This window comes from Croceibacterium sp. TMG7-5b_MA50 (genome assembly GCF_039830145.1).
GTDB lineage: Bacteria > Pseudomonadota > Alphaproteobacteria > Sphingomonadales > Sphingomonadaceae > Croceibacterium.
Map to the genome: position 1 here is coordinate 244772 of NZ_CP156082.1, position 26076 is coordinate 270847.

Consider the following 26076-nt stretch of genomic DNA (forward strand, 5'->3'; position numbering starts at 1 on the left):
ACATACATGACATCGACTGTTGCGGCCGGTACGGCCACGCCTCTCCGGCTGGTGCTGGTGGCCGCCGCCATCGCTTTGACCGCCGGCTGCGCGAAGCCCCCGCCGCCCCCGCCGCCCCCGCCGCCGCCCCCGCCTCCCGTCGTGGAGGCGGTGCCATACCGTCCGATCCCGCCCGCCAACGCCCCCTACACCATGGTCATTCCGCAGCGCGGCGCCGATGGCGTGCGCGTCACGGTGAACAGCAACCTCGACCCGCAGGAGACGCTGTGGCACTTCCGGTCCGCTTGGAACGTCGCCGCGCTCAATTGTTCGGAGCCGCAGCATGCCGCGATCACTGAGCAGTACGGCACATTCCTGAAGGCGAATTCCCGCAAGCTGACCGCGGCGAACACCGCGATCGATACCAAGTTCCGCCGGGACAATGGCAATGACCGCCGCGCCGCGATCCGCGCCCGCGAGGAGAACATGACCGCGGTCTACAACTTCTTCGCCAGCCCCGGCGCGCGCACGGCCTTCTGTCAGGAGGCGCTGGCCGTCGCCAACGAGTCCGCGGCCACCCCGCCGACCGATATCGACGCATTCGCCGCCGCCGGTCTGGCCCGCTTCGGCGGCGTGTTCGAAACGTTCTTCCAGCAGTACGAGCAGTATTTGGTCGACGCGCGCGCTTGGGATGCCAAGTGGGGTGCGCAATATGGCGCCTCGCAGCCGGGCTATGTCGCCACCTACGGCGCCAACGGCCCCAGCGTCGCCGCCAGCTTGGCGGAAGCGAACCAGCCCGTCCTCGCCGGTACCGTGACGGACGAGACGGGGGCCACCATCCCGCTCATCACCGTACCGGAGGCTTCGGCACCGGTGGTGCAGCCGGTCGCCTCGGGCGCAACCGGCAACTGACGGCTTGTTCACGCCGGCGGGAAAAAGGGGGCACAAAGCCCTTCCACCCGCCGGCTATTGCCGCTAAGGGGCGCGCTCCCCGCCACCGGCATCGCCGGAGGTGGGGCGAACATGACACTGAACGGGGCCGTAGCTCAGCTGGGAGAGCGCGTCGTTCGCAATGACGAGGTCAGGGGTTCGATCCCCCTCGGCTCCACCAGTGTCACCGGCATGGCGAAGGGACCGCCATTTGCCGCAAACTGGCGCATGGCGTCATTCTCCCCTACTGGGTTGCCATGCATTTCCTCGACCAGGCCAAGATTTATCTCCGTTCCGGCTCCGGCGGGCCGGGCGCGGTCAGCTTCCGGCGGGAGAAGTACATCGAATATGGCGGCCCTGACGGCGGCAATGGCGGCCATGGCGGCGACGTCGTGCTGGAGGCGGTGGCCGGCCTCAATACGCTGATCGACTTCCGCTACTCGCAGCACTTCAAGGCGCAGCGCGGCGGCCACGGGATGGGCAAGGACCGCACGGGCAAGAGCGCGCCGCCGCTGGTCATTGCCGTCCCGGTCGGCACCCAGGTGCTGGATGAGGAGCGCGAGGAGGTTCTGGCCGACTTCACGGAGCCGGGTCAGCGCGTCGTGCTGCTCGAAGGCGGCATGGGCGGGCGCGGCAATGCCAGCTACAAGACGTCCACCAATCGCGCCCCGCGCCAGCACCAGCCCGGCATTGCGGGGCAGGAGTTGTGGGTGTGGCTGCGGCTGAAGCTGCTGGCCGATGCCGGCCTCGTCGGCCTGCCCAACGCGGGCAAGTCGACCTTCATCAACCAGATTTCCAACGCCCGGGCCAAGGTGGGCGACTACGCCTTCACCACGCTGGTGCCGAAGCTGGGCGTGGTGCAGCATCGCGACCGTGAGTTCGTGCTCGCCGACATCCCCGGCCTGATCGAAGGTGCGGCGGAGGGTGCGGGCATCGGGGACCGCTTCCTGGGCCATATCGAACGCTGCCGCGTGCTGATCCACCTGGTCGACATCTCCGGCCCTGACCCGGCGGAAGCGATGCGGATCGTGGAGGACGAGCTGGCCGCCTATGGCGCTGGCCTGGACGAGAAGCCGCAGCTGATCGCGCTCAACAAGGTCGACCTTGCCGATGCGGAACTGGTGGAAGGCTTCGCCGCCGAACTGCAGGCGGCCGGGGCAGGGCAGGTCTTCCCCATCTCCGGCGCGACCGGTGCCGGCATTCCGCAATTGCTCGACGCGGTGATCGCGCATCTGCCCGCGCGCACCGCGACGGAAACCAAGACGGTGGAGGCGGAGGAGGAGCCCGCCGCCGATGGCACCGCCTGGTCGCCGCTGGACTAAGTCCGGCGGCCGGGCTCAGCCCGGCGCGCGGCTGCCGAACAGCGCCGTGCCCACGCGCACATGCGTGGCACCCAGCATGATGGCGGTTTCGTAATCGCCGCTCATTCCCATGGACCGGCCCGGCAGGCCGTGATCCGCCGCCAGCTTGTCCAGCAGGGCGAAGAACGGCGCCGGCTCGATCCCGTGTGGCGGCACGCACATCAGCCCGGCCACCGGCACGTCCGCATCGCGCGCTTGCGCCAGCAGCATGGGCAACTCGGCAATGGCGCAGCCGCCCTTCTGCGGCTCTTCCCCGATATCGACCTGCACGAAGCACGGCACCTGTCGCCCGGCCTTGTCCATCCCCCGGGCAAGCGCGGTGACGAGGCTCGGTCGGTCGAGCGAGTGGATCGCATCGAACAGCGCCACAGCATCCGCCGCCTTGTTGGACTGCAGCTGGCCGACCAGATGCAGTTCGGCGTCTGGCCATTGTTCGCGCAAGGCGGGCCACTTGGCCTCCGCCTCCTGCACCCGATTCTCGCCGAAGGCGCGCTGCCCGGCGGCGAGCAGCGGCGCGATGGCGTCCGCCGGGTGGGTCTTGCTGACGGCGACCAGTGTCACTTCGCCGCGTTCACGCGCGGCGATGCGGCATGCCTGGGCGATATGGCCTTCAACATCGGCCAGCAGGGTTGCGGGATCGTTCATGATCGGGGCCTATAGCCGCGCCATGCCATCGCGCCAAACCCTGACGGCTCTGCCAGCCCTGTGGCTGCTGACCGATGCCCGCAACGATGCGGCGCTGGATCGTGCGCTGGCCCGCCTGCCGCGTGGTAGCGCGGTGATCTTCCGGCATTACCACCTGCCCGTCGCGGAACGGCGTGCCCGCTTTGCGGTGCTGCGCCGGCAGGGCCGGGCGCGCGGGCTGCTCGTCGTGCTCGCGGGGAAGGAGCACTGGCCGGCGGATATGCAATATGGCCGCAGGATTGCAGGCCGGCCGTGGCTGGCCACGGTCCATTCCGCGCGGGAGATCGCCCGCGCCAATCTTGCCGGCGCCGATGCGCTGGTCCTGTCACCGGTCTTTCCCACCCGCTCCCATCCCGGTGCCGCGACGCTCGGCCCGGTCCGCTTTCGCCTGCTGGCGCGGTTGGCGAGTGCGCCAGTCATCGCCCTCGGCGGCATGGATGCAGCGGGTGCCCGCCGGCTCCGCTGGTTACGTTGGGCGGCGATAGACGGGCTGAGCCGAGCTTGACGGCATTGCCGGCGGCTGGGATAAGTTCGCACGAAAGGGGAACATCACCAATGGCATCGCGGGCGATCGGCGGGGTCGCTGTCGGGGGACGGGGCGCACCCGTGGCGGACTGGCGCGCAGCCTTCCGTCGTTCGATGGCGCGCGCGGGGCAACTGGCGGGGGCAGGGCTGCTGTTCGCCGGCATGCTGTTCCTCGGCCTGGCGCTGGTCTCCTACCGGCAAACGGATCCCTCCCTCTCCACCGCTGCGGCCAGCACGGCGCGCAACTGGATGGGGGTGCCCGGTGCCTATGCCGCCGATGGCGCGCTGCTGCTGTTCGGCCTCGCCGCCGCGCTGCTGCTGCCGCTGCTCTACGCCTTCGCCAGCAAGCTGTGGCGCGATGCGGAGGCGGCGGAGACGCCGCATGGCCGCCGCTGGTGGCAGACCGTGGCACTGTTGCTGCTCGCCATCGTGCTGCTGGCGACGGTGCTGGCGCTCGCGTTCGAAGAGGTTGACGGCCTGCCGGCCAGCACCGGCGGCCTTGCCGGCCTGCTCGGCGCCGCCGCGATCGAAGGGCTGGCCGGCCTGCTTCCCCTGGTGGCGCGCGGCTGGGCCGTGCTGGCGGCGGCGCTCGCCTGTCTTGTCGGCGGGCTGTACCTGGCGGGGCGCGTCTTCGCCTTCGACTGGCAGCACTTGCTGACCCTGCCGCGCGCCCTAGGCCGCTACCGCCCGGCCCGCCGCGTCCGCGCGAACAGCGATGCCGCCGATGACGAGGAGCTGGAGGATGAGGACGAGGCACCGCGCCCCGCCCGTACCCGCAAGCGCAGCACCGCCATGCCGCTCGACCCGGAGGCGGATGACGGCGGCGAGCCCGGCCGCCGCGCGCCGGAGATCGCGGACCAGCGCCGCGCGCCGCTGCAATCGGCGAAGCCGCAGGTGCAGCAGCAGCAGGACCTGTTCGACAATGTCGCGCTGCCGGCGCTCGACCTGCTGGCCGACCCGCCGCCCGACAACGCGCCGGAGATCGACAAGCTGGCGCTGGAGCGCAATGCCCGCCTGCTCGAAAACGTGCTCGACGACTTCAACGTGAAGGGGGAAATCACCGCCGTCCGCACCGGTCCGGTGGTGACCATGTACGAGCTGGAGCCGGCGCCCGGCACCAAGGCGGTGCGCGTCATCGGCCTGGCGGAGGATATCGCCCGGAACATGAGCGCGATCAGCGCGCGCGTCTCCTCCATTCCCGGCCGGACGGTGATGGGCATCGAACTGCCCAATGCCGACCGGCAGATGGTCAGCTTCAAGGAACTGGTCGCCTCCGCCGCCTTCGCCGATGCCAAGGGCAACCTGCCGATCATCCTGGGCAAGGACATCGCGGGCGAACCCGTCGTGGCGGACCTTGCCGCGATGCCCCACCTGCTGGTCGCGGGCACCACAGGCTCGGGCAAGTCGGTCGGCCTCAACGGCATCCTGATCTCGCTGCTCTACCGCTTCACCCCGGCCGAGTGCCGCATGATCCTGATCGATCCCAAGGTGCTGGAACTGTCGGTCTACAACGACATCCCGCACCTCCTGTCGCCAGTGGTCGTCGACCCGCCCAAGGCGATCCGCGCGCTGAAATGGGCGGTGGAGGAGATGGAGCGGCGCTATCGCATGATGTCCTCCATCGGGGCGCGCAACCTGGCGGGCTTCAACGAACGCATCCGCGCCGCCGCCGCGCGCGGCAAGCCGCTGGGCCGCCGGGTGCAGACCGGCTTCGACCCCGATACGGGGGAGGAACTGTTCGAGGAGGAGCAGCTCGATTACGAGGTGCTGCCGCAGATCGTGCTGATCGTGGACGAGCTCGCCGACCTGATGGTGACCGTGGGCAAGGAGGTGGAGGTCCTGATCCAGCGCCTGTCCCAGAAGAGCCGCGCCGCCGGCATTCACCTCATCATGGCGACGCAGCGCCCCTCCGTCGATGTCATCACCGGGGTCATCAAGGCGAACCTGCCCACCCGCATCAGCTTCAACGTCACCAGCCGCATCGACAGCCGCACCATCCTGGGCGAGCACGGTGCGGAGCAGTTGCTGGGCAAGGGCGACATGCTGTTCAAGTCGGGCAGCGCGGCGCTGCGCCGTGTGCACGGGCCGTTCCTGTCGGACGAGGAGGTGGAGCGTGTCTCCGCCCACTGGCGCGCGCAGGGCAAGCCCGTCTATGTCGATTCCGTCACGGAGGAGCCGGCAGAAGGCGGCTTCGGCTTCGATGACGAGCTGACCGCGTCCGATGATCCGGAAGAGCGCAAGTACCGCCAGGCCTGCCAGATCGTGTTCGAGGCGCAGCGCGCCAGCGGATCGTGGATCCAGCGCCAGATGGGTGTTGGCTACAACACCGCTGCCAAGTGGATCGAGCGGATGGAGGAGGACGGCTTCGTCGGCCCGGCGAACCATCTGGGCCGGCGGGAGATCTTCCGGGATACCGACGGCAATCCGCTGTAACGCGCATCCTCCCTGTCATCGACGGGGAGGGCAGGACCGATTGCGCAGGCGGATGGTTCATGCAGGGTGACCTCGCCAGCAGGGACCCGGCAATGAGCGATTTCGACCTGTATTATTGGCCGGTGCCATTCCGGGGACAGTTCATCCGCGCCATCCTGGCCCATGCGGGCAAGAACTGGACCGAGCACGATGCGGGGGAGATCGCCGCATTGATGGAGCGGGAGCCCGGCGATCAGCCCATCGGCTTTATGGGGCCCCCGCTGCTGGTCAACACCGCCACCGGCTTCGCCATCTCCCAGATGCCGGCCATCGCGCTCTATCTGGGGGAGGAGCTGGATCTGTTGCCGCCGGGTGCGGAGGGGCGGGCGCTGACCGCCAAGATCGTGAACGACGCCAACGACGTGATCGACGAATTGACGCTGGATGGCGGGCGGCAGATGTGGACGCCCGACAAATGGGACGAGTTCGTGCCCCGCCTGCAGCACTGGATGCGCATCTTCGCCGCCACCGGGCAGCGGCACGGCTTCACCGCGGATGACGGCTTCCTGCTCGGAACGCCTGCACCGGGGATAGCCGATATCGTCACCGCCACCTTGTGGTCCACCATGGCCGACCGTTTCGGACGGATCGCCACGCTGGTCGAAGAAACGGTGCCCGCCATCCAGGGCCTGACCCGCCGGATGCAGGCGACGCGCGCGCTCGCCGCGCTGCAGGAACGCAGCTTGGCCGAATATGGCGACGAATATTGCGGCGGCGAGATCGGGCAGTCCCTGCGCCAGGTTGCCGCCTGATCGCAGAGGCAGGGCCGCGATCCGCCCCTCAGTGCCCGCTCGCCCCCGACGCACCGATCCCCGTCTCCGACCGCACCCGCTGCGCCAAGTAGCCGCCGCGATCCACCGCCGCGCGTCCGCTGCGGTCCAGCAGCGACACGATCCAGATCGTCACGAACGCCGCCGGCATGGAGAAGATCGCTGGTGAGCCATAGGGGAACACCGCCTCCGCATGGCCCAGCACAGCGACCCAGATCGCCGGTGACAGCACGGTCAGGCCGAGCGCCAGCGTCAGCCCGACGGCCCCGCCCGCGACCACGCCGCGCGTGGTGCAGCCCCGCCACAGGATCGACAGCAGCAGCACCGGGAAGTTCGCCGACGCGGCGATGGCGAAGGCGAGGCTGACCATGAAAGCGACGTTCTGCGTCTCGAACAGGACGCCCAGCACGATCGCCACCAGCGCCAGCACCAGCACGGTGATGCGCGACACGCGCAGCTCCGCCGCCTGATCTGCCCGGCCCCGCCGGAACACGCTGGCATACAAATCATGGCTCACGGCCGAAGCGCCCGACAGGGTCAGGCCTGCGACCACCGCCAGGATGGTGGCGAAGGCGACCGCCGACACGAAGCCCAGGAACAGGTCGCCGCCCACCGCATGCGCCAGGTGCACCGCCGCCATGTTGCCGCCGCCGCGCAACGCGCCTGCGGGATCGAGATAGCCGGGATCGGTGCCCACCAGCACGATGGCGCCAAACCCGATGATGAAGGTGAGGAGGTAAAAATAGCCGATCCACCCTGTTGCCCACAGCACGGATGTGCGCGCGGCCTTCGCATCGGGCACGGTGAAGAACCGCATCAGAATATGCGGCAGGCCGGCGGTGCCGAACATAAGCGCCAGTCCCAGCGAGATGGCGCTGACCGGGTCCTTGATGAAGCCGCCCGGCCCCATGATCGCGCGGCCCGTGTCGGCCGCCGCCGCGGGCGCGGCCCCGCCGGCAATGGCGGAGTTGGTCTTGGCCTCCACCGCGCTGGCGAACAACGCCTCCGGCGATCCGAACTGCCACAACACCGCCGCCGCCATGAAGCTCGCCGCGCCCAGCAGCAGCACGGCCTTCACGATCTGCACCCAGGTCGTCGCCAGCATGCCGCCGAACAGGACGTACAGCGTCATCATCACGCCCACGATGGCGACGGCGTAGGGGTAGGGCAGGCCGAACAGCAGCCGGATCAGTTGCCCCGCGCCCACCATCTGCGCGATCAGGTAGAACAGCACCACCATCAGCGTGGACAGCGCCGCCAGCATCCGCACCGGCGTCTGCGCGAAGCGGAACGATGCGACATCGGCGAAGGTGTAGCGGCCGAGGTTGCGCAGCCGCTCTGCCATCAGGAACAGCACGATGGGCCAGCCGACCAGGAAGCCGATGGAATAGATCAGCCCGTCATAGCCATCGGCGAAAATCTGCGCCGAAATGCCCAGGAACGATGCCGCCGACATGAAATCGCCCGCAATGGCGAGTCCGTTCTGGAAGCCGGTGATGCCACCGCCCGCGGCATAGAAATCGTCCGCCGTCCGCGTCCGCCGCGCGGCCCAGCGAGTTATGCCGAGCGTCAGCAGCACAAAGGCGGCGAACATCGCCAGCGCGGGCCATCCCGTGCCGCCGCTCATTGGCGGACCCCGCCTTCCGCTGCCGCCACGATGGCCGCGACCTCCGCATCAAACTCCCGATTGGCGCGATGGACGTAGAAACCCGTCAGTCCGATCGCGAGCATGATGACACCAAGCCCGATCGGGATGCCGACCGATGTCGCTCCACCTGCCAGCGACTGCGCCAGAAACGGTCGGTCGAATGCGACCAGCAGGATGAACCCGAAATAGGCGATCAGCATGATCCCCGTCAGCACCATGCCCAAACGGCCCCGCCGCCTGACCAGCCGCCGGTATCGCGGATCGTCCGCCAGCCGCTCCAACGTGGTGTTGTCCCCGTTCATTCCTGTCTCCCTCTCGAACGGGGATCATAGAGGGGCAGGGCGGCTTGGCTAGGGTGCTCGGCTTCCGCCCGCCCGGCCCCCATTCTGCGCGTGGGGCAGGACTGAAGGTGCGATGTGGGTGGGGAGCGGACATTGCTTTTTAGCCGGGACGTTCTGATCCTCCCCATCGCAGATGGGGAGGGGGACCACCCGCAGGGTGGTGGAGGGGTATGCCACGGCGCACGACAGTCCTGACCGCCCAGCGGCGCGCGACACCGACCGCGATACCTGGCTGCGGGAACAAGAGGTTGAGGTCATCCGCCTTGCCGCCGCGGACATCCTGAGCGACCTGGACCGCGTGGTCGGCCCCACTGTCAGACGCTGCGCCATACCCCTCCACCAGCCTGCGGCTGGTCCCCCTCCCCATGCTGCGCATGGGGAGGACTGAAGGTCAGCAATGGGGCGAAACCCGCCGCCCCGCCTCACCAGCTATTCTACCGCGTGCGCCCCTGGTCGCGGTCCAGCAGCAGTTGGAACAGGATAGCCCTGATTTCGCCATCGACGATCCCGTCGATCCGCTCGGGCCGCCAGCGGCGCTGAAATGCTTCCACTACCTTGTGACTGTCGGTGATGTCGTAACCGAACCGCTCCAGCGCCAGCATGAAGGCGCCATCGTTCTGGAACGGGTCGCCCAGTTCCAGCTTCTCGGGGCGCGGCAGGCACAGGCGGTATTCGGCCAGGCGGTCCCACGGGAAGAGTTCGCCCGGATCGATCTTGCGCGTCGGCGCGACGTCCGAATGGCCGACCACATTGGCCCGCGGAATGTCATGCGCCTTCACGATGCGCGCCAGCAGCGGTACCAGCGCATCGATCTGCGCGGATGCGAAGGGGCGGTAGCCGCCGGCATGGCCGGGGTGGGTCAGTTCGATGCCGATGCTGGTGGAGTTCACGTCGCGATAGCCGCGCCAGAAACTGGCGCCGGCATGCCAGGCGCGCTTGTCCTCGGCCACTAATTGCGTGACCTCGCCCGCCTCGCTGATCAGGTAATGGGCGCTGACCTCCGCCGCCGGGTCGGTCAACCGGGCGAGCGCGGCCTCATGCTCCATCTCCGTGTAGTGGAGCACCACCATGGAGATGGCCCCCGCCCGCTCGTTCCAGTTGGGGGAGGGGTGGTGGGCGTGGACCAGCTCGTCGTCAGCCATCGCCGGCCCCGCTTCCGTGGCCCGACCCGCCGATCATCGCCCCCAGCACCAGCACTCCGTCATCCTGCGCGTGCTGCACGTTGCCGCCGCCCGCCTCCGCCAGCTGGCGGACCAATGCGGCCTGCGCGGTGCGGCTCGACAATTGGTGCGGCGGCAGGGTGCCGTCCAGCACGCGGGCGACATCGCGATCCAGCGTGACGCGCGCCCCTTCGGCGCGCACCGCGATCTCCACCGTCGCGCCCTGCCGCTCCGCCGCGACGGCCAGCACCCCGCCGCGGGCGAGGGCGTCGAGGCCGATCCCCGCCATGTTCAGCAGCAGCTTGGCCGCCGCGCCCGGCAGCGTATCGGCCGCGACCGCCCATTCCACCTGCACCGGCCGGCCCGTGGCGGCGAGCGCGGTGATCAGCCCATACAGTTCCGCCGCCGGCATCTCCTGCACCGCGCCCGCCGCGCCGAAGGCGTAGCGGAAGAAGCCCAGCTTCGCCGCAGACGCCTCAGCGCTCTGCCGCAGCAGCGCGACGCAGCTTTCGCGCATGGCGGGTTCGTGCTCGGTCTCCAGCAATTCCAGCCCGTTGCCGAACGCGGCGACAGGGCTGACGAGGTCGTGACACAGGCGGGAGGCGAGCAAGGCGGCAAGATCGGGTTCGGCATCCATCGCCCAGCCCTTAGCCGGGCATGACCGAACAGGAAAGCTGCTGGAAGCCGCCGCCCGGCTCATCCCGCCACCAACACACCGCACCCGCCGCGATGATCGCCCACACCCGCCCGTCGCCCGCCGCCATGGCCCGGTCCGTGGCGGAGGGGCGCGCATCGCCCGTAGGGTGAGAATGGTAATAGCCCAGCAATTGCGGCCCGCCGCCCCGCTCCGCCCGGTAGGCGGCGATCAGCGCGGCCGGGTCGATCTCGAACCCGCGCCACGGATCGTCCGCCACATTCGCCGTCGGCACCGCCCGCGCGATCGCCGCGCCATGCCCCAGCAGCAGCCCGCAGCATTCGCGCGGGAGAGCCGCCGGCGCCTCCCGCAGCATCACCGCCACCGCATCGCTTGTGACCGTCCAGCCCATGCACCACATGCTTAGCGATGGATGTGACGGACACAATCACCGGCACGCTCGGCACCGACGGCCGCCTGGACAAGGCGCTGGCGGAGGCGAGCGGCCTGTCGCGCGAACGGATCAAGGCGCTGCTGGCCGAAGGCGCGATCACCGTCGCCGGCACGCCCGACCCCTCCGCGAAAGGCAAGGCGGCCGCCGGCACGACCTTCACCATCCACCTGCCGCCCACCATCGACCCACAGGCTTGTCCACAGGCCATCCCGCTGGTGATCGTGCACGAGGATGCCGACCTCATCGTGGTGGACAAGCCCGCCGGCATGGTCGTCCACCCCGCCGCCGGCAATCCGGACGGCACGCTGGTGAATGCGCTGCTGCACCATTGCGCCGGGCAGCTGTCGGGCATCGGCGGCGTCGCGCGCCCCGGCATCGTCCACCGCATCGACAAGGACACATCCGGCCTGCTGGTGGTCGCCAAGTCTGATCGCGCGCATGAAGGCCTCGCCCGCCAGTTCGCCGACCACTCGATCGCCCGCGCCTATCTCGCCGTCACCAACGGCCACCCGCGCCCCGCCGCCGGCACGATCACCGCGCGCCTCGGCCGCTCCGACGCGGACCGCAAGAAGATCGCCGTCCTCCCGCCCGACAGCACCCGCGGCAAGCACGCCGTCACCCACTACCGCACCCTGCAACCGCTCACCGGCGCCGCGCTGGTGGAGTGCCGGCTGGAGACCGGGCGCACCCACCAGGTCCGGGTTCACCTCCTGTCAATCGGTCACCCGCTATTGGGGGATCCAGTCTATGGACGCCCAAACTCCACGGTCCGCCCCATCCTCAAGCGCCTCAGCTTCACCCGCCAGGCGCTGCACGCGGCGGAGCTTGGCTTCGTCCACCCGGTCAGCGGCGCGACGCAACATTTCACCAGCCCGCTGCCCGCCGACATGGCGCGACTTATCGACGAATGCACTTAAACTGATCGATGAATCGATGCACAATTAATGGATCGGTCGGTATATAAGACCGTTGGGGGCATAAGTGGCCGTGCCCTGCCGGACGCCTTTGCAAGGGTCCGCGAAACCATTGGCCGACAAAGGTTGTTGGGACATATATGATGAGCGAAGCCAGGAAGACAACGGTGCCGGCGCTTGGTGGCGAACAGAGCCTCAACCGCTACCTGTCACAGATCAAGAAGTTTCCGGTGCTCACGGCGGAGCAGGAATACATGCTCGCCAAGCGCTACCAGGAACATGAGGAGCCGGAGGCGGCCGCACAGCTCGTGACCAGCCACCTGCGGCTCGTGGCAAAGATCGCCATGGGCTACCGCGGCTACGGCCTGCCGGTCAGCGACCTCATTTCCGAAGGGAACGTGGGCCTGATGCAGGGCGTCAAGAAGTTCGAGCCCGATCGCGGCTTCCGCCTGGCGACCTACGCCATGTGGTGGATCAAGGCGTCCATCCAGGAATACATCCTGCGTTCGTGGTCCCTCGTGAAGATGGGCACCACCGCTGCGCAGAAGAAGCTGTTCTTCAACCTGCGCCGCATGAAGAAGCAGCTGGAAGCCTACGAGGATTCCGACATGCACCCGGACGACGTCGCCAAGATCGCGACCGACCTGGGAGTGCCGGAGCAGGAGGTGATCAACATGAACCGCCGCATGCTGATGGGCGGCGATGCCTCGCTGAACGTCTCCATGCGCTCGGACGAGGAAGGCAGCGGCCAGTGGCAGGACTGGCTGACCGACGACCGCCCGCTGCAGGACCACGTCGTGGCCGAGGCGCAGGAGAGCCACGTCCGCCATTCCATGCTGGTGGAGGCGATGGACGGCCTGAACGATCGGGAGAAGCACATCCTGACCGAACGCCGCCTGACCGACGACCCCCAGACGCTGGAGGAACTGAGCCAGGTCTACGACGTCAGCCGCGAACGCATCCGCCAGATCGAGGTGCGCGCCTTCGAGAAGGTGCAGAAGGCGATGCAGCGGATTGCGGGCGAGCGGTTGCTGCCGGCGGCCTAATCAGCGCTGCGATGGTGGTGAGGTGATTAGGGGCGGTCCGAAAGGGCCGCCCTTTTGTTTTGAGGGCGCCCACGCCTTTGTCCCGCTCAAGCTGAGCCTGTCGAAGCCCGCGCACCCACAGTCCGTTGGTCCTGCGCAGGCAGGGGCCGAGATAAGCTCTCCACCCCTGCGGCGGTTCGGTTGGAGAGGTCCGATGGGCCGCTGCCTGCGCAAGGGTGACGGTGAAGATAGGCCTCTACCTGCCCGCATTCGCGCCACACAATGTGATGGCCGCCGTTAATCGTAGCCCTTTAGGGCGGCGGCTTCCGACCAAAGCCGGTCACTCCGATTGTTGGCGAGATCGTCTGCTATTGCCAAAAGCGGTAATGCGGCTTTCGGGATCAAGCCCCGACCGAGCTTATGACCTTTTGTAGTGGAATGCGGACGTCTGCGGCGCGGAGCGACTAGCGTCTGCTTTGGTAAGGGATCGGCCCTGCGCCAACCGGATTACGCAGGAAAGTGGATCCCGCACAGCTTGTTGCCGTCGGGATCTCGAACATATGCCAGTTCTATAATCCCCATCGAAGCCGTCGCGCGCGGTCCCGGCGGCGCCTCGATCGACGCGCCACCGGCTGCAACAGCGGTATCGTGGAACTGCTTCACCTGCTCCGGTGAACCGCAGGAGAACGCGATAGTGCTGCCATTCGCCACACTCGCCGGCTCATCGTTGATTGGCTGCGAGACAATGAAGTTGGTGCCATTCTCACCGCGGTAGAAGAGCCTTGTGTGGCCGCTGTCTGCTATGTTCAGCGTCGCCTTGCCCACGCCTAGGACGCCGAGCACCTCATCATAGAAGCGCTTGGATCGTTCGATGTCGTTTGATCCGACCATGGTGTGAAAAAGCACGCCTACTCTCCTTGAGGCTGATCGGCTTTGCATTGCCGCCAGCGGTCGCATCTGTTGGCATTGCCATGGTAGGTGACGAACTGCCTGGAAGGCAGTTGGTGGTCGGACCTAATCTTGGTCAAGGTAGTGCTTGAGAAAGAAGCGCATCATCTCGCGTGAAGCGTTGGGACCGCTTGGGTCCGTAAAGGAGCCGGTCGCAGACCCGCCGGACCAGGCATGTCCGAGATCTTCAATCGTCCACTGCTCAATCAGCTCGACCCCCGATGCATCCGCGCTGGTGCTGCGCATGTACTGGCGACCCGACGCCCCGCAACTTCTCTCCAACCGTACTTCAAGCTTCACCCCTGCGCTCCTAGATGCTGCGGCGATGATCTGCTGGCTATTCACCTCATGAACGGTGGTGTCGCGATTGCCATGAAAGGTGATCACCGGGACCAACCGTTGAGCGTCACGCGCAATCCCGCCGCTTTTCATCGCCTTCAGGGCGCCAGCCAAATTTTGCGCAATGCCGCAAGCGAGGCCGGAATGTATCCCGACCGCTGCGAATATGTCGGGATATTCAGCCGCCATGATTGCGGCGGCCGCCCCGCCTGCCGACAGGCCGGCGACATATACCCGAGTTGGATCGAGGCCATTGTCCATAACTGTCGTTCGCGTGATACCGGCAAGCAGAGCCGGCTCACCATGATCACGCTGCTGGTCACCTGGCTTGAACCAGTTCCAGCACTTCTGCGGATTGGCGCTTGAGCTTTGCCGGGGGTAAGCGACGAAGAAGCCTATCTCATCTGCCAGATCGTTCATCCTCGTTCCTCGGGCGAAATCTTCTGGCGATTGGTTACAGCCATGCAGCATCACCACTAACGGCATATCAGCTTCAGCACCTTTCGGGCGGTACAGCAGATATTCGATAGTGCCTTCTGGCCCGTCATATGACCGCTCATCGAAGCGACCCTGCGCGTCACCAGTATCGTCTGAGGTGCGAGCAATTAACGCCTTTTTTGCCCGCCAGACGTCGCCGTCAGCGACAAGATCGATCAGACCGCCGTCGCTGTTCGAAGGGACAGCCTTGATCTCGCTGCCAGGCTCCCCGTTGCCTTGGAGAAGCGCGGTGGCCTCCATTAGCCTGCCGGCCTGTGTGAGGCGTAGAACTTCGGCCATGGTAGAACTGAGGGCCATGCCATAATCCTTGGAAAGCCGCATAATACGATCCGCAAGAGCAGCCTCGATGGCGCTATTGGCAGAAAGACGTCTGCAGTACGGTGAAAGATGGACGTGCGGCGCGTACACGCCTTTCGGCGAGCTGCCGTCGTTAGAACTCTTACAGGTTGCGCTCAGGTGCGACCCTTGGCCTACTGAGCATCGCCTCCACCTGCGCAAAGCCGTCGGCGCTTGCAGTCGCCATGTCCAATGGGCGAGTGCCAAGTTCGGCATTGTCGTCGTTAAGGAAGCTGATAGCTCCGTCTCGCCCTAGAAGCTGAAAGGCCATCCGGGTGATGTCTCCCTGACGACGTGCGCAGTCGGGTTGCAGGCGAGGCGCGTCAGCCCGACGAAAGCGTCCCGGGCCGCGTTCACGTGAGCTGTCTTTGGCTACACCGGCCATCACCTGCAGTCCTGCTGGTTCAGCCTGGAAAAGTCTGTAACGGCTAATGCCTCCCACGATGAAGCAGCTGATGCCCCTAAGGTGCGTTGTATGATCCCAATTTGTCGGGCAACTTTGAATACCCCCGCCTCTTTTTCGTCGCGACCCATCTGCAACGCGGGATTGGAAGCGGTGATCAGCAAACGTTGATGATCGAAGTATAGCTGGTTCAGGTCCATGCTGGCTCCTCATTGTAAGCGGGAGCACACCATGTCTCTCAGCCGCGGGCGCCTACATGAGCGTTTGCCTGCGATGGTGGATATATGGCGTCGACGCAGGGGAAATGTAAGAGCTCATCCCACGTGTGGTCTTCGGCTCTAGCTCCTTACCTTTTAATCAGTAGAGTTCGACGCAGGTCCGCTGTCGACCAAAATGCGTCGGTCCCGGTCGGACCTTGAACGTCAGCTTCGGCCAAGATCTGCCGTTTGACATGTCGCTGAAGAACGGCAGAAAAGTCCCAATCTAAGTTGTTCCGCTTCCGACGAATGGGCGACTCCTTTCAGGATCAATCTATCGCAACCGAACGAGGTTCGAGGCAGAACCGCTGGGAGTAAATTCCCCCTCCCAACCACCCCCCACCCTCAACCCCCTTTCCTACACCCCCCTCTCACACCTACCGCCTCCGGCGATGAGCAACCGCCGCAACAAGACCAGCCCCAGCGCTCGGCCCGTCGTGGGCGGGCGACTGCCGCCTCCGCAGCCACCCGGCGCTGGCACCTCCCGCAGCACACGCGTAACGGCGTTCTTCGGCCAAGCGGGAGGTGTCAACTTAGTGTCAACTTAGCCCGCTCCCACCCCGCAACCAGCCGCGAGGTAGGTGTCAACTTAGTGTCAACTTCCAGCTTTCCTCAGGCCCGCAGCGTCGCCCCGCCATCCACATACAGGTCGGCCATGGTGATGTGCCCGGCGCGCTCGCTCAGCAGGAACAGCACGGCATCGGCGATATCCTCGGGCGTCGCCAGCTTGCCCAGCGGGATGCCGGACTTGAAGGCGGGCAGGCTTCCCGCGATCACCCGGGCGGCGCCGTCCTCGTCCGCCCACATGCCGGTCTGCATGGGGGTCAGCGTCGATCCGGGGGCCAGGTGGTTGCAGCGGATGCCGTGCGGTGCCAGCTCCAGCCCCAGGCACCGGGTGAACATCGCCGCCGCCGCCTTCGACGCGGCGTAGGCGGTCATGTTCTGCCGGGGAATGCCCGCCGCGTTGGACCCGACGGTCACGATGCTGCCGCTCCCCCTCGGCTGCATCACCCGCGCCAGCGCCCGGCCCAGGTGCATCACCCCGTCGGCATTGACCGCGAACACCCGCCGCCACTCCGCATCGGTCAGCTCCGCGACCGGCACCGTGGAGAGGACACCCGCGACGCTGACGCCCAGCGTAACCGGGCCCCATTCCCGCTCGACCCGGGCGACCAGCGTATCCACGGCGGCGCTGTCGGTCACGTCCAGAGCGGCGCTGTCGGGTCCGGCGGGGGCGGCACGGTCGGTCGCCATCACTCGCACGCCTTCCGCCCGCAAGGCCGCCACCACCGCCGCACCGATCCCGCCGGCGGCGCCCGTCACCAATGCGATGCGCCCCTCCAGCCCCAGCCAGCTCACCGCAGCGCCTCCACCAGCTCCGCCGTCGCCATCACCCGCGCGCAGGCATCGGCGGCATGGGCCAGCGCCCGGTCGTGCCACTCCCGGCTGAAGTCGCCCAGCGCATCGCCCGCCATGAAGGGCTGGATGTCCAGCTGGAACGCCTCCGCCGCGGTGAACAGGCACCCGATATGGGCGTAGATGCCGCAGACGATCAGCTGGTCCCGCCCCCGGGCGCGCATCAGCACCTCCAGGTTGCTGCGCTGGAACGCGCTGTAGCGGTGCTTGACCAGCACGATGTCGCCCTCCTGCGGGGCCAGGGCGGGCACGATCGGCTGATGCTCCGCCACATGCCGCATGCCCGGACCCCACAGATCGGCCTGCAGCCCCCGGTCGGCACGCAGCTGGTCGCCATGCTGGGCGGTGAAGAACACCGGCACCCCGCCGCTGCGCGCCGCCGCCAGCAGCGCGGCGATGTTGCGGGTGAGCTCGGCCACCGGATCGCCGGCAAAGGCGTCGACGAAGTAATGCTGCATGTCATGCACCAGCAGCGCGGCGCGCCCACGTTCCGGCACCCAGTCCGCGCGGGAGGGCGGCCACTCGGCCGGCATCGGGTAGGGGGCGATACCCGGCAGGCGGCGGGCGGGCGCGGTCATGCCGGCACCTGCGCGGCCAGGTCCAGCGCCCGCAGCATTGCCGCGAACTTGGCGCCCGTCTCGGCGAGTTCCGCCGCAGGGTCCGATCCGGCGACGATGCCCGCCCCGGCATGCAGCGTCAGCTCGCCGCCGCAGATCTCGGCGCAGCGCAGGGTGACGTACCACTCGCCATCGCCCGCCGCATCGGTCCAGCCGATCGCCCCGCCATACAGGCCTCGCGTGCCGCCCTCCAGCCGGCGGATCACGTCGAGCGCCGCCGCGCGCGGCACGCCGCCGACCGCCGGAGTCGGGTGCAGCAGCGCCGCCAGCCCTGCGGCACCCGGGCCATCTCCGCCGCGCAAGGTGCCGGTGATCTGTGTTCCCAGATGCCACATCGTCGCGGTGGAGCGTAGCGCCGGACCCGCCACCCGCAGATCGCTGCACAGCGGGCTCAGCAGATCGGCGATGTAGTCGACCACCAGGCGATGCTCCCTGAGGTCCTTGTCCGACCGCAGCAGCCGCTCCCCCGCGGCGCGGTCCGCCACCGCATCGCTCTCCCGCCGGGCGGAGCCGGCCAGCGGGTGGGAGCGGATGGTCGCGCCGTTCCGGGCCACCAGCAGTTCCGGCGTCGCTCCCACCAGCCAGTGATGCGGCCGGCCGCTAACGGGCGTCAGATCGAGGAGGAAGGTCACGACGCTTGGATCAGCGCCGTGCAGCCGCGCCGCCACGGCGAGCGGGTCGACCGGCGTACCCGCCGCGACCTGCAGCTGGCGCGCCAGTACAACCTTGGTCAGCACGCCGCCTTCGATCATCCGGACCGCCTCGGCGACTATCTCGGCGTAATGCTCCCCCTGATCCACAATGGCGAGGGCAGCGGGCCGCATCGTCAATGGCAGGTCAGGCAACTCGCCATCGCCACGCCGACCTGCGGGGCGAAACAAGTAGCCCGGTTGCGCCGCGTCGAACGGCAAGGCCCCGGCTACCAGCGTCCCCGTCGCGGCTGCAGCCAGCATATCGCGTGCGGTATCCTCCAGCGCGGATTGCAACGGTTGCCGCACCTCCGCCGGCTCTCCCGCGGACAGCCGCGTCTCCGGCCCCAGCAGCAGCAGGCTTTCCCTTGTCACGTTCACCACACGATATTGCAAGACAGTCGCAATGAGCGCTTAGCCGCATTCCGCGGTGACGCAAGCGGGAAAGGGGTGATGGGCACCCAAGTGCAAGTGCGCCGTTCAGCACGCGGTGACTGGCAGCGGGCAGACCTGAATGGACCGGCAGGACTTCGGAACGATCGTGCTGGTGCTTGGCGGCGGCAACGCACTAGGCGCATACCAGGCCGGCGTGTGGGAGGCGCTGTCGGGTGCGGGGATCGAGCCTGACTGGATCGTCGGGACCTCCATTGGTGCGATCAACGGAGCGCTGATCGCCGGAAACGCGCCCGAACGGCGTCTGTCACGATTGACCCAGTTCTGGCAACCGGCGACCAGCCCCGGGACGCCAGCCGGATCGGCGGAGACCGCCAGGCGCACGGCCGCGGTCACCGGCTTTCTCACCAGCGGCCGGCCGGGTCTGTACGGATCGCTCGGACCGCTGGGCTCTTGGTGGGAGATGGACTCCGCCGCCTGGTCGCAGGCGCTGTTCACCTCGATGCCGCTTGCCCGCAGCCTGACGTCGCTGGTGGACTGGCCGGTGCTCAACGCAGGGCCGATGCGCTTCACGGCCGGTGCCGTTGATATCGAGAGTGGCGCCGATGTTTTGTTCGACACAGGCGAGGTTTCGATAACGCCCGATCATGTCCGGGCGAGCGGCGCGCTGATGCCCGCCTTTCCTGCGATCCGTATAGACGGGCGCGTCTATGGCGATGGCGGCCTATCCGCCAACGTGCCGCTTGATCCCGTGCTTGGCACACGTTGGCAGCACCCCTGTCTCATCATCATGGTGGACCTGCTGCCCGCCGCCGCCCCGCTGCCCACCACCTTGGGGGAGGCGATCGGGCGGGCGCAGGACCTGAGCTTTGCCGCGCAGACCCGCCGCTCCATCACGCGCTGGCAGGTCAGCTACACGCATGACCCCGCCTATCGCGACAGCAGCGTGACGCTGGCCCCGCTGATCTACAGCGATCACGCACCGGAGGTTGCAGGCAAGGCGCTCGATTTCTCGCCGGTCTCTGTCCGGCACCGCTGGGATTGCGGACGGCGCGATGCTGCGGCGTTGCTGGCAGGCTTGCAAGATCGGTCTGTCGGTTCACCTGGCCTCACGATCCTGCCGTCGGCGGGGTGACCTGCACCCTTGGCAGAAGCGGCCCGTGCGCGGTAGCACGGGTCCTATGATCGGTACGCTCCTGCGCTTCATCGTCTGGCTTGTCCTTGCCTTCCTCGGCCTCAGCTTATTGGCCGTGGTGTTGTTCCGCTTCGTGCCCGTACCGGTCACGGCCACCATGCTGATGGATCCCATTGGCATCACCAAGGATTGGGAGCCGCTGGATCGGATCGACCGCACCATGGTGCGCGCGGTGATCGCGGGAGAGGATGCCAAATTCTGCAGCCACGATGGTTTCGATCGGGAGGCGATCGAACAGGCGTTCCGGCGCAACATGGCTGGCGGGCGCATCCGCGGCGGCTCCACCATCAGCCAGCAGACGGCCAAGAACGTGTTCCTGTGGCAGGGTGGCAGTTATTTCCGGAAGGGGTTGGAGGCGTGGTTCACCCTGCTGATCGAGCAGATCTGGGGCAAGCGGCGGATCATGGAAGTCTACCTGAACGTGGCGGAAACGGGCATCGGCACCTATGGCGTCGCCGCGGGGGCGGAGCGCTACTTCCACCATTCCGCCGCGCGCCTGTCCACCAGCGAGGCGGCCCGCATGGCCGCCGCATTGCCACTGCCGAAGGAGCGCGCGGTGGTCACGCCATCGGGCTTTACCCGCCGTTACGGCAACGCGATCCGCGCGCGGATCGGCGTCGTGGCGCGTGACGGTCTGGACCGCTGCGTCTACGAATAGGGCCATGGGACACGGGCACCATCATCACGGTCATTCGCACGGGCATGGCCACAGCCATGCACCGGCCAGCTATGGCCGCGCCTTTGCCGTCGGCGTGGTGCTGAACACGATCTTCGTGGCGGTCGAAGCCGGGTTCGGCTGGTGGTCCGGTTCCATGGCGCTGGTCGCCGATGCAGGACATAACCTGTCGGACGTGCTGAGCCTGGCTGTCGCCTGGACGGCCAGCGTGCTTGCCACCCGGCCAGCCAGTGCGCGCTTCACCTACGGCTACAAGTCGTCGGGCATCCTGGCGGCCCTTGCCAATGCTGGGCTGCTGCTGGTGGCACTGGGTGCGATCCTGGTGGAAACGATGCGGCGGCTGCTTGATCCGGCGCCGGTTGCCGGGTGGACGATGGTGATCGTCGCCGCCATCGGCATCGCGGTCAACGGCGCCACCGCGCTGATGTTCATGGGCGGGCGGCAACACGACATCAATATTCGCGGTGCCTTCCTGCACATGGCGGCGGATGCGCTGGTCAGCCTGGGCGTGGTAATCGCGGGCGCCGCCATCCTGCTGACGGGCGCTTGGTGGGTCGATCCGGTCGCCAGCCTGCTGATCGTGGCGGTGATCGGCTGGGGCACTTGGGGCCTGCTGAAGGACAGCGTCGCCATGGGCCTGCTCGCCGTTCCTGCCAGCATCGACGAGGGCGCGGTTCGCACCCTGCTGGAGGGATTGCCCGGCGTCACCCGCGTGCATGACCTGCATATCTGGCCGATGAGCACCACGGAAACCGCGTTGACCGCGCATCTGGTGATGCCGGCTGGCGGGGGCGATGATGCTTTTTTGCACGATGCCGCTCACCTGCTGGAGGAACGCTTCGGCATCGGCCACGCGACCCTGCAGGTGGAGAGTGGCGGGACTGCGGCCTGCCACCTGGAACATGGTCACGCCTGATGCAGGCGGGTGAACCTCAACCGCAGGCAATCTCCGCCCCTGCCTGACATGCCTGATCCGCCGCTGACGTGGCGGCGGGCGCCGCCACCAGGGCGAGAGCGCAGGCAAGGACGGGGACAAGGCGAAGGAGGCGCATTGGACAGGCTCCGGTGGAAGAGACCGGTCCCCATGCCTGCCCAACTGCTAAAGCGGGGTTAACGCCGAAACGAAAAGCGGCCGGCCTGCACTATGCAGACCGACCGCCGATCGTGTCAGTTGGTCAGGGAAGGGCGATCAGGCCGCGGCTTCCTGCTGCTTGCCTTCGCCGCTGACCACGCGGACCGGTTCCTTGCGGCCTTCGACCACCTCGTGATCAACCACCACCTCGGTAACGTCGTCCATGCCGGGCAGGTCGAACATGGTGTCGAGCAGGATCGCCTCCACGATGGAGCGCAGGCCACGTGCACCGGTCTTGCGCTTGATGGCCTTCTTGGCGATCGCCTCCAGCGCGTCGTCCGTGAAGGTCAGCTTCACGTCCTCCAGCTCGAACAGCTTGGCGTACTGCTTCACCAGCGCGTTCTTCGGCTCCTTCAGGATCATGACCAGCGCCGGCACATCCAGGTCGTGCAACGTGGCGATCACCGGCAGGCGGCCGACGAATTCGGGGATCAGGCCGAAGCGGAGCAGATCCTCCGGCTCCGTCTTCATCAGCATTTCGCCGACCTTGCGCTGTTCGGGATCGGCGACATGTGCGCCGAAGCCGATCGAGCGCTTCTGCAGGCGGTCGCCGATGATCTTCTCGAGACCCGCGAAGGCGCCGCCGCAGATGAACAGGATGTTGGTCGTGTCCACCTGCAGGAATTCTTGCTGCGGATGCTTGCGCCCGCCCTGCGGCGGTACGCTGGCAGTGGTGCCTTCCATCAGCTTCAGCAACGCCTGCTGCACACCCTCGCCGCTGACGTCGCGGGTGATGGAGGGATTCTCCGCCTTGCGCGTGATCTTATCGATCTCGTCGATGTAGACGATGCCCTGCTGCGCCTTCTCGACATTGTAGTCGCTGGCCTGCAGCAGCTTCAGGATGATGTTCTCTACATCCTCGCCCACGTAGCCTGCTTCGGTCAGCGTGGTGGCATCGGCCATGGTGAAGGGGACGTCGAACGTGCGCGCCAGCGTCTGCGCCAGCAGTGTCTTGCCCGAACCCGTAGGGCCGATCAGCAGGATGTTCGACTTCGCCAGTTCAACGTCGCCGGCCTTGCCGCTGTGCTTCAGCCGCTTGTAGTGATTGTGCACCGCGACGGAGAGGACGCGCTTGGCCTTGTCCTGGCCGATGACGTAATCGTTCAGCGTGTCACAGATCTCGCGCGGGGCGGTGACTTCACCGTCCTTGCGCCCGGCGATGCCACCCTTGGCCTCTTCCCGGATGATGTCATTGCACAGCTCGACGCATTCATCGCAAATGAACACCGTCGGGCCGGCGATCAGCTTGCGTACCTCGTGCTGGCTCTTGCCGCAGAAGCTGCAATAAAGGGTGCTCTTGCTGTCCGATCCGCTCAATTTCGTCATGCTCTCGTCCTGATCCCGGGCCGGTCCGCCCGGTGATTCGGTTGGAGGGATTCGCCCCCCGCAAATGTAAGGTGCGGAGGCTCAATAGCAATTCTGGGCAAGCTTGTGACCCCCGGGCCGACCTACATCGCCCCGGCGAACTTGCCATCCGGTTACCCGGCCATCCCGGCGAAGCGCGGCATTGCGATTCGCCGGGTAGCAGTCGCGGCATGATGCAGCCGGCCACCTGTAGGAAAGCGGAACGTGATGCGGCGCCTTATTCCGGCGCCCCGCCGGTGCCGCTTTCCTTGCCGGCTTCCTGGTCGGACGGGCGGTGTGCGAACACCTTGTCCACCAGGCCGAACTTCAGCGCCTCATCCGCTTCCAGGAAGGTGTCGCGATCCATCGCCTTCTCGATCTCTTCCAGCGTGCGACCGGTATACTGGACGTACAGGTCGTTCATCCGCTTGCGGATGCGCAGGATTTCCTTGGCCTGGATCTCGATGTCGGACGCCATGCCGCGCGCGCCGCCGCTCGGCTGGTGCACCATGATGCGGGCGTTGGGCAGGGCCACGCGCATCCCCGGTTCGCCGGCGGCCAGCAGGAAGCTGCCCATGGACGCCGCCTGGCCGACGCACACGGTGCGCACCTTGGGCTTGATGTACTGCATGGTGTCGTGGATCGCCATGCCGGCCGTCACCACGCCTCCGGGCGAGTTGATGTACATGGAGATGTCCTGGCTGTTCTCGCTTTCCAGAAACAGCAACTGGGCGACGATCAGGCTGGCCATGTTGTCTTCCACCTGGCCGGTCACGAACACGATGCGTTCGCGCAGCAGGCGGCTGAAGATGTCGAAGCTACGCTCGCCCCGACTGGTGCTTTCCACGACCACCGGCACCAGCGCGCCCGTTACCGGATCGGTCCGGAACTGGCCCTGTGCGCCATAGGCGTCGCCAAACACGTCGATCATTCACAATCCCTTCCGTCAAACAGGTCGCCTATGTCGCGCCTCGGCGCAGCCTGTTCAAGGGGGGTGCTACGGAGGCGCCGGTGGACAGCGCCGCAACCAGGGCGCAGGATTGCGCCCTAACCCGGCGTGGAGAGTGCCAGCATGGTCGATCCCATCCCCCACGGAACGGTTCACCAGACGCCGAGGGACCTTGCCGCCGCGCTCGGCGTCGATCCGGCGGTGCTGGCGCTATGGGCCGGGCTGACGCCGTTGGGCCGTAACGAGTTCATCTGCTGGGTGGAGGATGCGAAGCAACCCGCGACCCGCCTGCGCCGCATCGGTCGCACCGTGGAGGAACTGCAGGAAGGCAAGCGGCGCCCATGCTGCTGGGCTGGCTGCATCCATCGGGAGGACAAGGCGCCGGGCAGGTGGCAGCGGGCCGTGCTGGTGGAAGGCAAGCGCCGCGAGGGTGGCTAGCGAAAGTGGCGCTTGCCACGGGCGGTGGCGCTGCCACTCTGCCGGGCATGACCCGCTTCCTGCCGCTCGCCGCCCTGCTGCTCGCCACCGCCGCGCCGGTCCTGGCGGACTCAGGGGACGACGCCGCTGCCTATCTGCGCCGGATCGCCGCGCTGGACGATGCTGGGCCTGAGCTGAATGCGGTGATCGTGACCAACCCCGATGCGCCGGAACAGGCGCGCGCTGCCGCAGCCGCGGCGCTGCCGTTGGCAGGGCGCGCGGTCCTGGTGAAGGACAATATTGAGACTCGCGAATGGCCGACGACCGCCGGCAGCCTGGCGCTGGCCAACAATCGCACCGGTCGCGATGCGCCGCTGATCGCCGCCCTGCGCCGCGCGGGCGGAGTGGTGCTGGGCAAGACCAACCTGAGCGAATGGGCGAACATCCGCGACAACGATTCCACAAGCGGGTGGAGCGCGGTGGGTGGGCTGACCCGCAATCCGCACGCGATCGACCGCAATGCCTGCGGCTCCTCTTCAGGCAGCGGGGCGGCAGTGGCTGCCGACCTTGCCTGGGGTGCGATCGGGACGGAGACCAACGGGTCAATCACCTGTCCCGCCAGCGTCAACGGCGTAGTGGGATTCAAGCCCAGCGTGGGCGTGGTCAGCCGCACGCATGTTGTGCCGATCTCCATCTCGCAGGACACCGCCGGTCCGATGACCCGGACGGTGGCCGATGCCGCCATGCTGCTGGACGCCATCGCCACGGATGATGCGGACGATGCCGCAACCTTCGCGGCGCATCACACCTTGTACTACGCAAGCCTCGCCCATGCGTCACTGGCGGGTGTCAGGATCGGCGTGCTGCGCAAGCAGGCTGGCGACGACCCGAGACTTGCCGCGTTGTTCGGGCAGGCGCTGGCCGATCTGGAGCGTGCCGGCGCCGTGCTGGTGGACGTGGAGTACGAGGCGCCGGACGAGCTGTGGGCCGCCAGCCTGCCGATCCTGCTGTTCGAGCTGCGCACCGGAATGGCGGACTACCTTGCCACCCTGCCGGGCAAGGACATGCCGGACAGTCTGACGGACATCGTCGACTTTAACCGGGGCCATGCGGCGGATGAATTGCGCTGGTTCGGGCAGGACCTGTTCGAACAAGCACTGGAGACCACCGACGGCGCTGCCTATGAACGGCATCTGGCGATCGCCCGCCGCCTGACGCGGGAGGAGGGGATCGACCGGCTGCTGACGGCGAACGCCGTCAGCTTCCTGGTCGCGCCCACCACCGGACCGGCTTGGACCAGCGATCTGGTGTCGGGCGATCACTATCCCGGTGGGATCGGCGCCGGCTATCTCGCGGCGATCGCCGGCTACCCGCACCTCACCGTGCCGATGGGCGCGGTGGAAAGCCTGCCGGTGGGTCTGTCGATCATCGGAGGGAAGATGGCGGATGCCGCCGTGCTGCAGGCGGGCGCCGCTTACGAGCGCGCCCGTACTGCCGAATTACCGGTGCCGCGCATGGAGCGTTGGCAGCCGGAGTGATCCTCCCCGCGTGTGGCAGGGAGGATCGGATA

The 26076-nt window shown here is 67.3% G+C and carries 27 protein-coding genes and 1 tRNA gene; 14 read left to right on the top strand and 14 right to left on the bottom strand.

The window, feature by feature from the left end; genetic code table 11:
- Positions 1-6: 6 nt before the first annotated feature.
- The 3 genes from V5740_RS01310 to obgE all read left to right on the top strand — a co-directional run bounded on the left by V5740_RS01310 (position 7) and on the right by obgE (position 2231).
- The gene (locus V5740_RS01310; protein WP_347303291.1) at positions 7-891 is read left to right on the top strand and encodes a hypothetical protein; all 885 of its coding nucleotides are present in this window, start codon (positions 7-9) and stop codon (positions 889-891) included.
- A 123-nt stretch (positions 892-1014) separates the two neighbouring features.
- Positions 1015-1090, top strand: a tRNA-Ala gene (locus tag V5740_RS01315).
- A 76-nt stretch (positions 1091-1166) separates the two neighbouring features.
- Positions 1167-2231, top strand: a complete 1065-nt coding sequence (gene obgE, locus V5740_RS01320; protein ID WP_347303292.1) for a GTPase ObgE — start codon at positions 1167-1169, stop codon at positions 2229-2231.
- Between the two features lie 15 nt (positions 2232-2246).
- On the opposite strand, the gene V5740_RS01325 is transcribed toward obgE, so the two are convergent.
- Positions 2247-2915 (bottom strand): YggS family pyridoxal phosphate-dependent enzyme, encoded by a 669-nt coding sequence (locus V5740_RS01325; RefSeq protein ID WP_347303293.1) that lies wholly within the window; start codon positions 2913-2915, stop codon positions 2247-2249.
- Positions 2916-2937: 22 nt separating this feature from the next.
- Between V5740_RS01325 and V5740_RS01330 the strand changes: the two genes are divergently transcribed.
- The 3 genes from V5740_RS01330 to V5740_RS01340 all read left to right on the top strand — a co-directional run bounded on the left by V5740_RS01330 (position 2938) and on the right by V5740_RS01340 (position 6703).
- Positions 2938-3459 (top strand): thiamine phosphate synthase, encoded by a 522-nt coding sequence (locus V5740_RS01330; RefSeq protein ID WP_347303294.1) that lies wholly within the window; start codon positions 2938-2940, stop codon positions 3457-3459.
- A 50-nt stretch (positions 3460-3509) separates the two neighbouring features.
- On the top strand, positions 3510-5912 hold the full coding sequence (locus tag V5740_RS01335) for a DNA translocase FtsK 4TM domain-containing protein (protein ID WP_347303295.1): 2403 nt from the start codon (positions 3510-3512) through the stop codon (positions 5910-5912).
- A 92-nt stretch (positions 5913-6004) separates the two neighbouring features.
- On the top strand, positions 6005-6703 hold the full coding sequence (locus V5740_RS01340; RefSeq protein ID WP_347303296.1) for a glutathione S-transferase: 699 nt from the start codon (positions 6005-6007) through the stop codon (positions 6701-6703).
- 28 nt (positions 6704-6731) lie between these two features.
- Here V5740_RS01340 and V5740_RS01345 read toward each other — a convergent pair whose 3' ends face one another.
- Both V5740_RS01345 and V5740_RS01350 read right to left on the bottom strand, forming a co-directional pair.
- Positions 6732-8348: a cation acetate symporter gene (locus tag V5740_RS01345; RefSeq protein WP_347303297.1), complete on the bottom strand. Its 1617-nt coding sequence runs from the start codon at positions 8346-8348 to the stop codon at positions 6732-6734.
- Positions 8345-8671 (bottom strand): DUF485 domain-containing protein, encoded by a 327-nt coding sequence (locus tag V5740_RS01350; protein WP_347303298.1) that lies wholly within the window; start codon positions 8669-8671, stop codon positions 8345-8347. Before V5740_RS01350 ends, V5740_RS01345 begins: the two co-directional genes overlap by 4 nt.
- Before the next feature lie 172 nt (positions 8672-8843).
- Between V5740_RS01350 and V5740_RS01355 the strand changes: the two genes are divergently transcribed.
- Positions 8844-9098: a hypothetical protein gene (locus V5740_RS01355; RefSeq protein ID WP_347303299.1), complete on the top strand. Its 255-nt coding sequence runs from the start codon at positions 8844-8846 to the stop codon at positions 9096-9098.
- A gap of 46 nt (positions 9099-9144) precedes the next feature.
- Here V5740_RS01355 and V5740_RS01360 read toward each other — a convergent pair whose 3' ends face one another.
- The 3 genes from V5740_RS01360 to V5740_RS01370 are packed head-to-tail and all read right to left on the bottom strand — an operon-like array spanning position 9145 to position 10916.
- On the bottom strand, positions 9145-9852 hold the full coding sequence (locus V5740_RS01360) for an N-acetylmuramoyl-L-alanine amidase (RefSeq protein WP_347303300.1): 708 nt from the start codon (positions 9850-9852) through the stop codon (positions 9145-9147).
- On the bottom strand, positions 9845-10507 hold the full coding sequence (locus V5740_RS01365; protein WP_347303301.1) for a histidine phosphotransferase family protein: 663 nt from the start codon (positions 10505-10507) through the stop codon (positions 9845-9847). The genes V5740_RS01360 and V5740_RS01365 overlap by 8 nt, the downstream gene beginning before the upstream one ends.
- 10 nt (positions 10508-10517) lie before the next feature.
- On the bottom strand, positions 10518-10916 hold the full coding sequence (locus V5740_RS01370; RefSeq protein WP_347303302.1) for a M67 family metallopeptidase: 399 nt from the start codon (positions 10914-10916) through the stop codon (positions 10518-10520).
- Positions 10917-10933: 17 nt separating this feature from the next.
- On the opposite strand from V5740_RS01370, the gene V5740_RS01375 reads away from it, so the two are divergent.
- Together V5740_RS01375 and rpoH are read left to right on the top strand one after the other, a co-directional pair.
- Entirely contained in the window at positions 10934-11875 is a 942-nt protein-coding gene (locus V5740_RS01375; RefSeq protein ID WP_347303303.1) for an RluA family pseudouridine synthase, read from the top strand.
- 140 nt (positions 11876-12015) lie between these two features.
- Positions 12016-12918, top strand: coding sequence for an RNA polymerase sigma factor RpoH (rpoH, locus tag V5740_RS01380; RefSeq protein ID WP_347304416.1), 903 nt, complete (start codon positions 12016-12018; stop codon positions 12916-12918).
- A 486-nt stretch (positions 12919-13404) separates the two neighbouring features.
- Here rpoH and V5740_RS01385 read toward each other — a convergent pair whose 3' ends face one another.
- The 6 genes from V5740_RS01385 to V5740_RS01410 all read right to left on the bottom strand — a co-directional run bounded on the left by V5740_RS01385 (position 13405) and on the right by V5740_RS01410 (position 18781).
- Positions 13405-13803 carry a VOC family protein gene (locus V5740_RS01385; RefSeq protein WP_347303304.1) on the bottom strand — a complete coding sequence of 133 codons (399 nt, stop codon included), beginning with the start codon at positions 13801-13803 and terminating at the stop codon, positions 13405-13407.
- 108 nt (positions 13804-13911) lie between these two features.
- Complete coding sequence (locus V5740_RS01390; protein WP_347303305.1) at positions 13912-14961, bottom strand: PHB depolymerase family esterase; 1050 nt, start codon at positions 14959-14961, stop codon at positions 13912-13914.
- A 441-nt stretch (positions 14962-15402) separates the two neighbouring features.
- On the bottom strand, positions 15403-15621 hold the full coding sequence (locus V5740_RS01395) for a hypothetical protein (RefSeq protein WP_347303306.1): 219 nt from the start codon (positions 15619-15621) through the stop codon (positions 15403-15405).
- 669 nt (positions 15622-16290) lie between these two features.
- Positions 16291-17037 carry a 2,3-dihydro-2,3-dihydroxybenzoate dehydrogenase gene (locus tag V5740_RS01400; protein ID WP_347303307.1) on the bottom strand — a complete coding sequence of 249 codons (747 nt, stop codon included), beginning with the start codon at positions 17035-17037 and terminating at the stop codon, positions 16291-16293.
- Positions 17034-17672 carry an isochorismatase family protein gene (locus tag V5740_RS01405; protein ID WP_347303308.1) on the bottom strand — a complete coding sequence of 213 codons (639 nt, stop codon included), beginning with the start codon at positions 17670-17672 and terminating at the stop codon, positions 17034-17036. Before V5740_RS01405 ends, V5740_RS01400 begins: the two co-directional genes overlap by 4 nt.
- Positions 17669-18781, bottom strand: coding sequence for an isochorismate synthase (locus V5740_RS01410; protein WP_347303309.1), 1113 nt, complete (start codon positions 18779-18781; stop codon positions 17669-17671). Before V5740_RS01410 ends, V5740_RS01405 begins: the two co-directional genes overlap by 4 nt.
- Positions 18782-18914: 133 nt before the next feature.
- On the opposite strand from V5740_RS01410, the gene V5740_RS01415 reads away from it, so the two are divergent.
- The 3 genes from V5740_RS01415 to V5740_RS01425 are packed head-to-tail and all read left to right on the top strand — an operon-like array spanning position 18915 to position 21580.
- Complete coding sequence (locus V5740_RS01415) at positions 18915-19928, top strand: patatin-like phospholipase family protein (protein ID WP_347303310.1); 1014 nt, start codon at positions 18915-18917, stop codon at positions 19926-19928.
- A 46-nt stretch (positions 19929-19974) separates the two neighbouring features.
- The gene (gene mtgA, locus V5740_RS01420; protein ID WP_347303311.1) at positions 19975-20646 is read left to right on the top strand and encodes a monofunctional biosynthetic peptidoglycan transglycosylase; all 672 of its coding nucleotides are present in this window, start codon (positions 19975-19977) and stop codon (positions 20644-20646) included.
- Positions 20647-20650: 4 nt separating this feature from the next.
- Entirely contained in the window at positions 20651-21580 is a 930-nt protein-coding gene (locus tag V5740_RS01425; protein WP_347303312.1) for a cation diffusion facilitator family transporter, read from the top strand.
- 273 nt (positions 21581-21853) lie between these two features.
- Here V5740_RS01425 and clpX read toward each other — a convergent pair whose 3' ends face one another.
- Together clpX and V5740_RS01435 are read right to left on the bottom strand one after the other, a co-directional pair.
- The gene (clpX, locus tag V5740_RS01430) at positions 21854-23122 is read right to left on the bottom strand and encodes an ATP-dependent Clp protease ATP-binding subunit ClpX (protein ID WP_347303313.1); all 1269 of its coding nucleotides are present in this window, start codon (positions 23120-23122) and stop codon (positions 21854-21856) included.
- 256 nt (positions 23123-23378) lie between these two features.
- Positions 23379-24071, bottom strand: a complete 693-nt coding sequence (locus V5740_RS01435) for an ATP-dependent Clp protease proteolytic subunit (RefSeq protein ID WP_347303314.1) — start codon at positions 24069-24071, stop codon at positions 23379-23381.
- A 141-nt stretch (positions 24072-24212) separates the two neighbouring features.
- On the opposite strand from V5740_RS01435, the gene V5740_RS01440 reads away from it, so the two are divergent.
- Together V5740_RS01440 and V5740_RS01445 are read left to right on the top strand one after the other, a co-directional pair.
- Entirely contained in the window at positions 24213-24527 is a 315-nt protein-coding gene (locus tag V5740_RS01440) for a YdeI/OmpD-associated family protein (RefSeq protein ID WP_347303315.1), read from the top strand.
- Positions 24528-24574: 47 nt separating this feature from the next.
- Positions 24575-26044, top strand: coding sequence for an amidase (locus V5740_RS01445; RefSeq protein WP_347303316.1), 1470 nt, complete (start codon positions 24575-24577; stop codon positions 26042-26044).
- Positions 26045-26076: the final 32 nt, after the last annotated feature.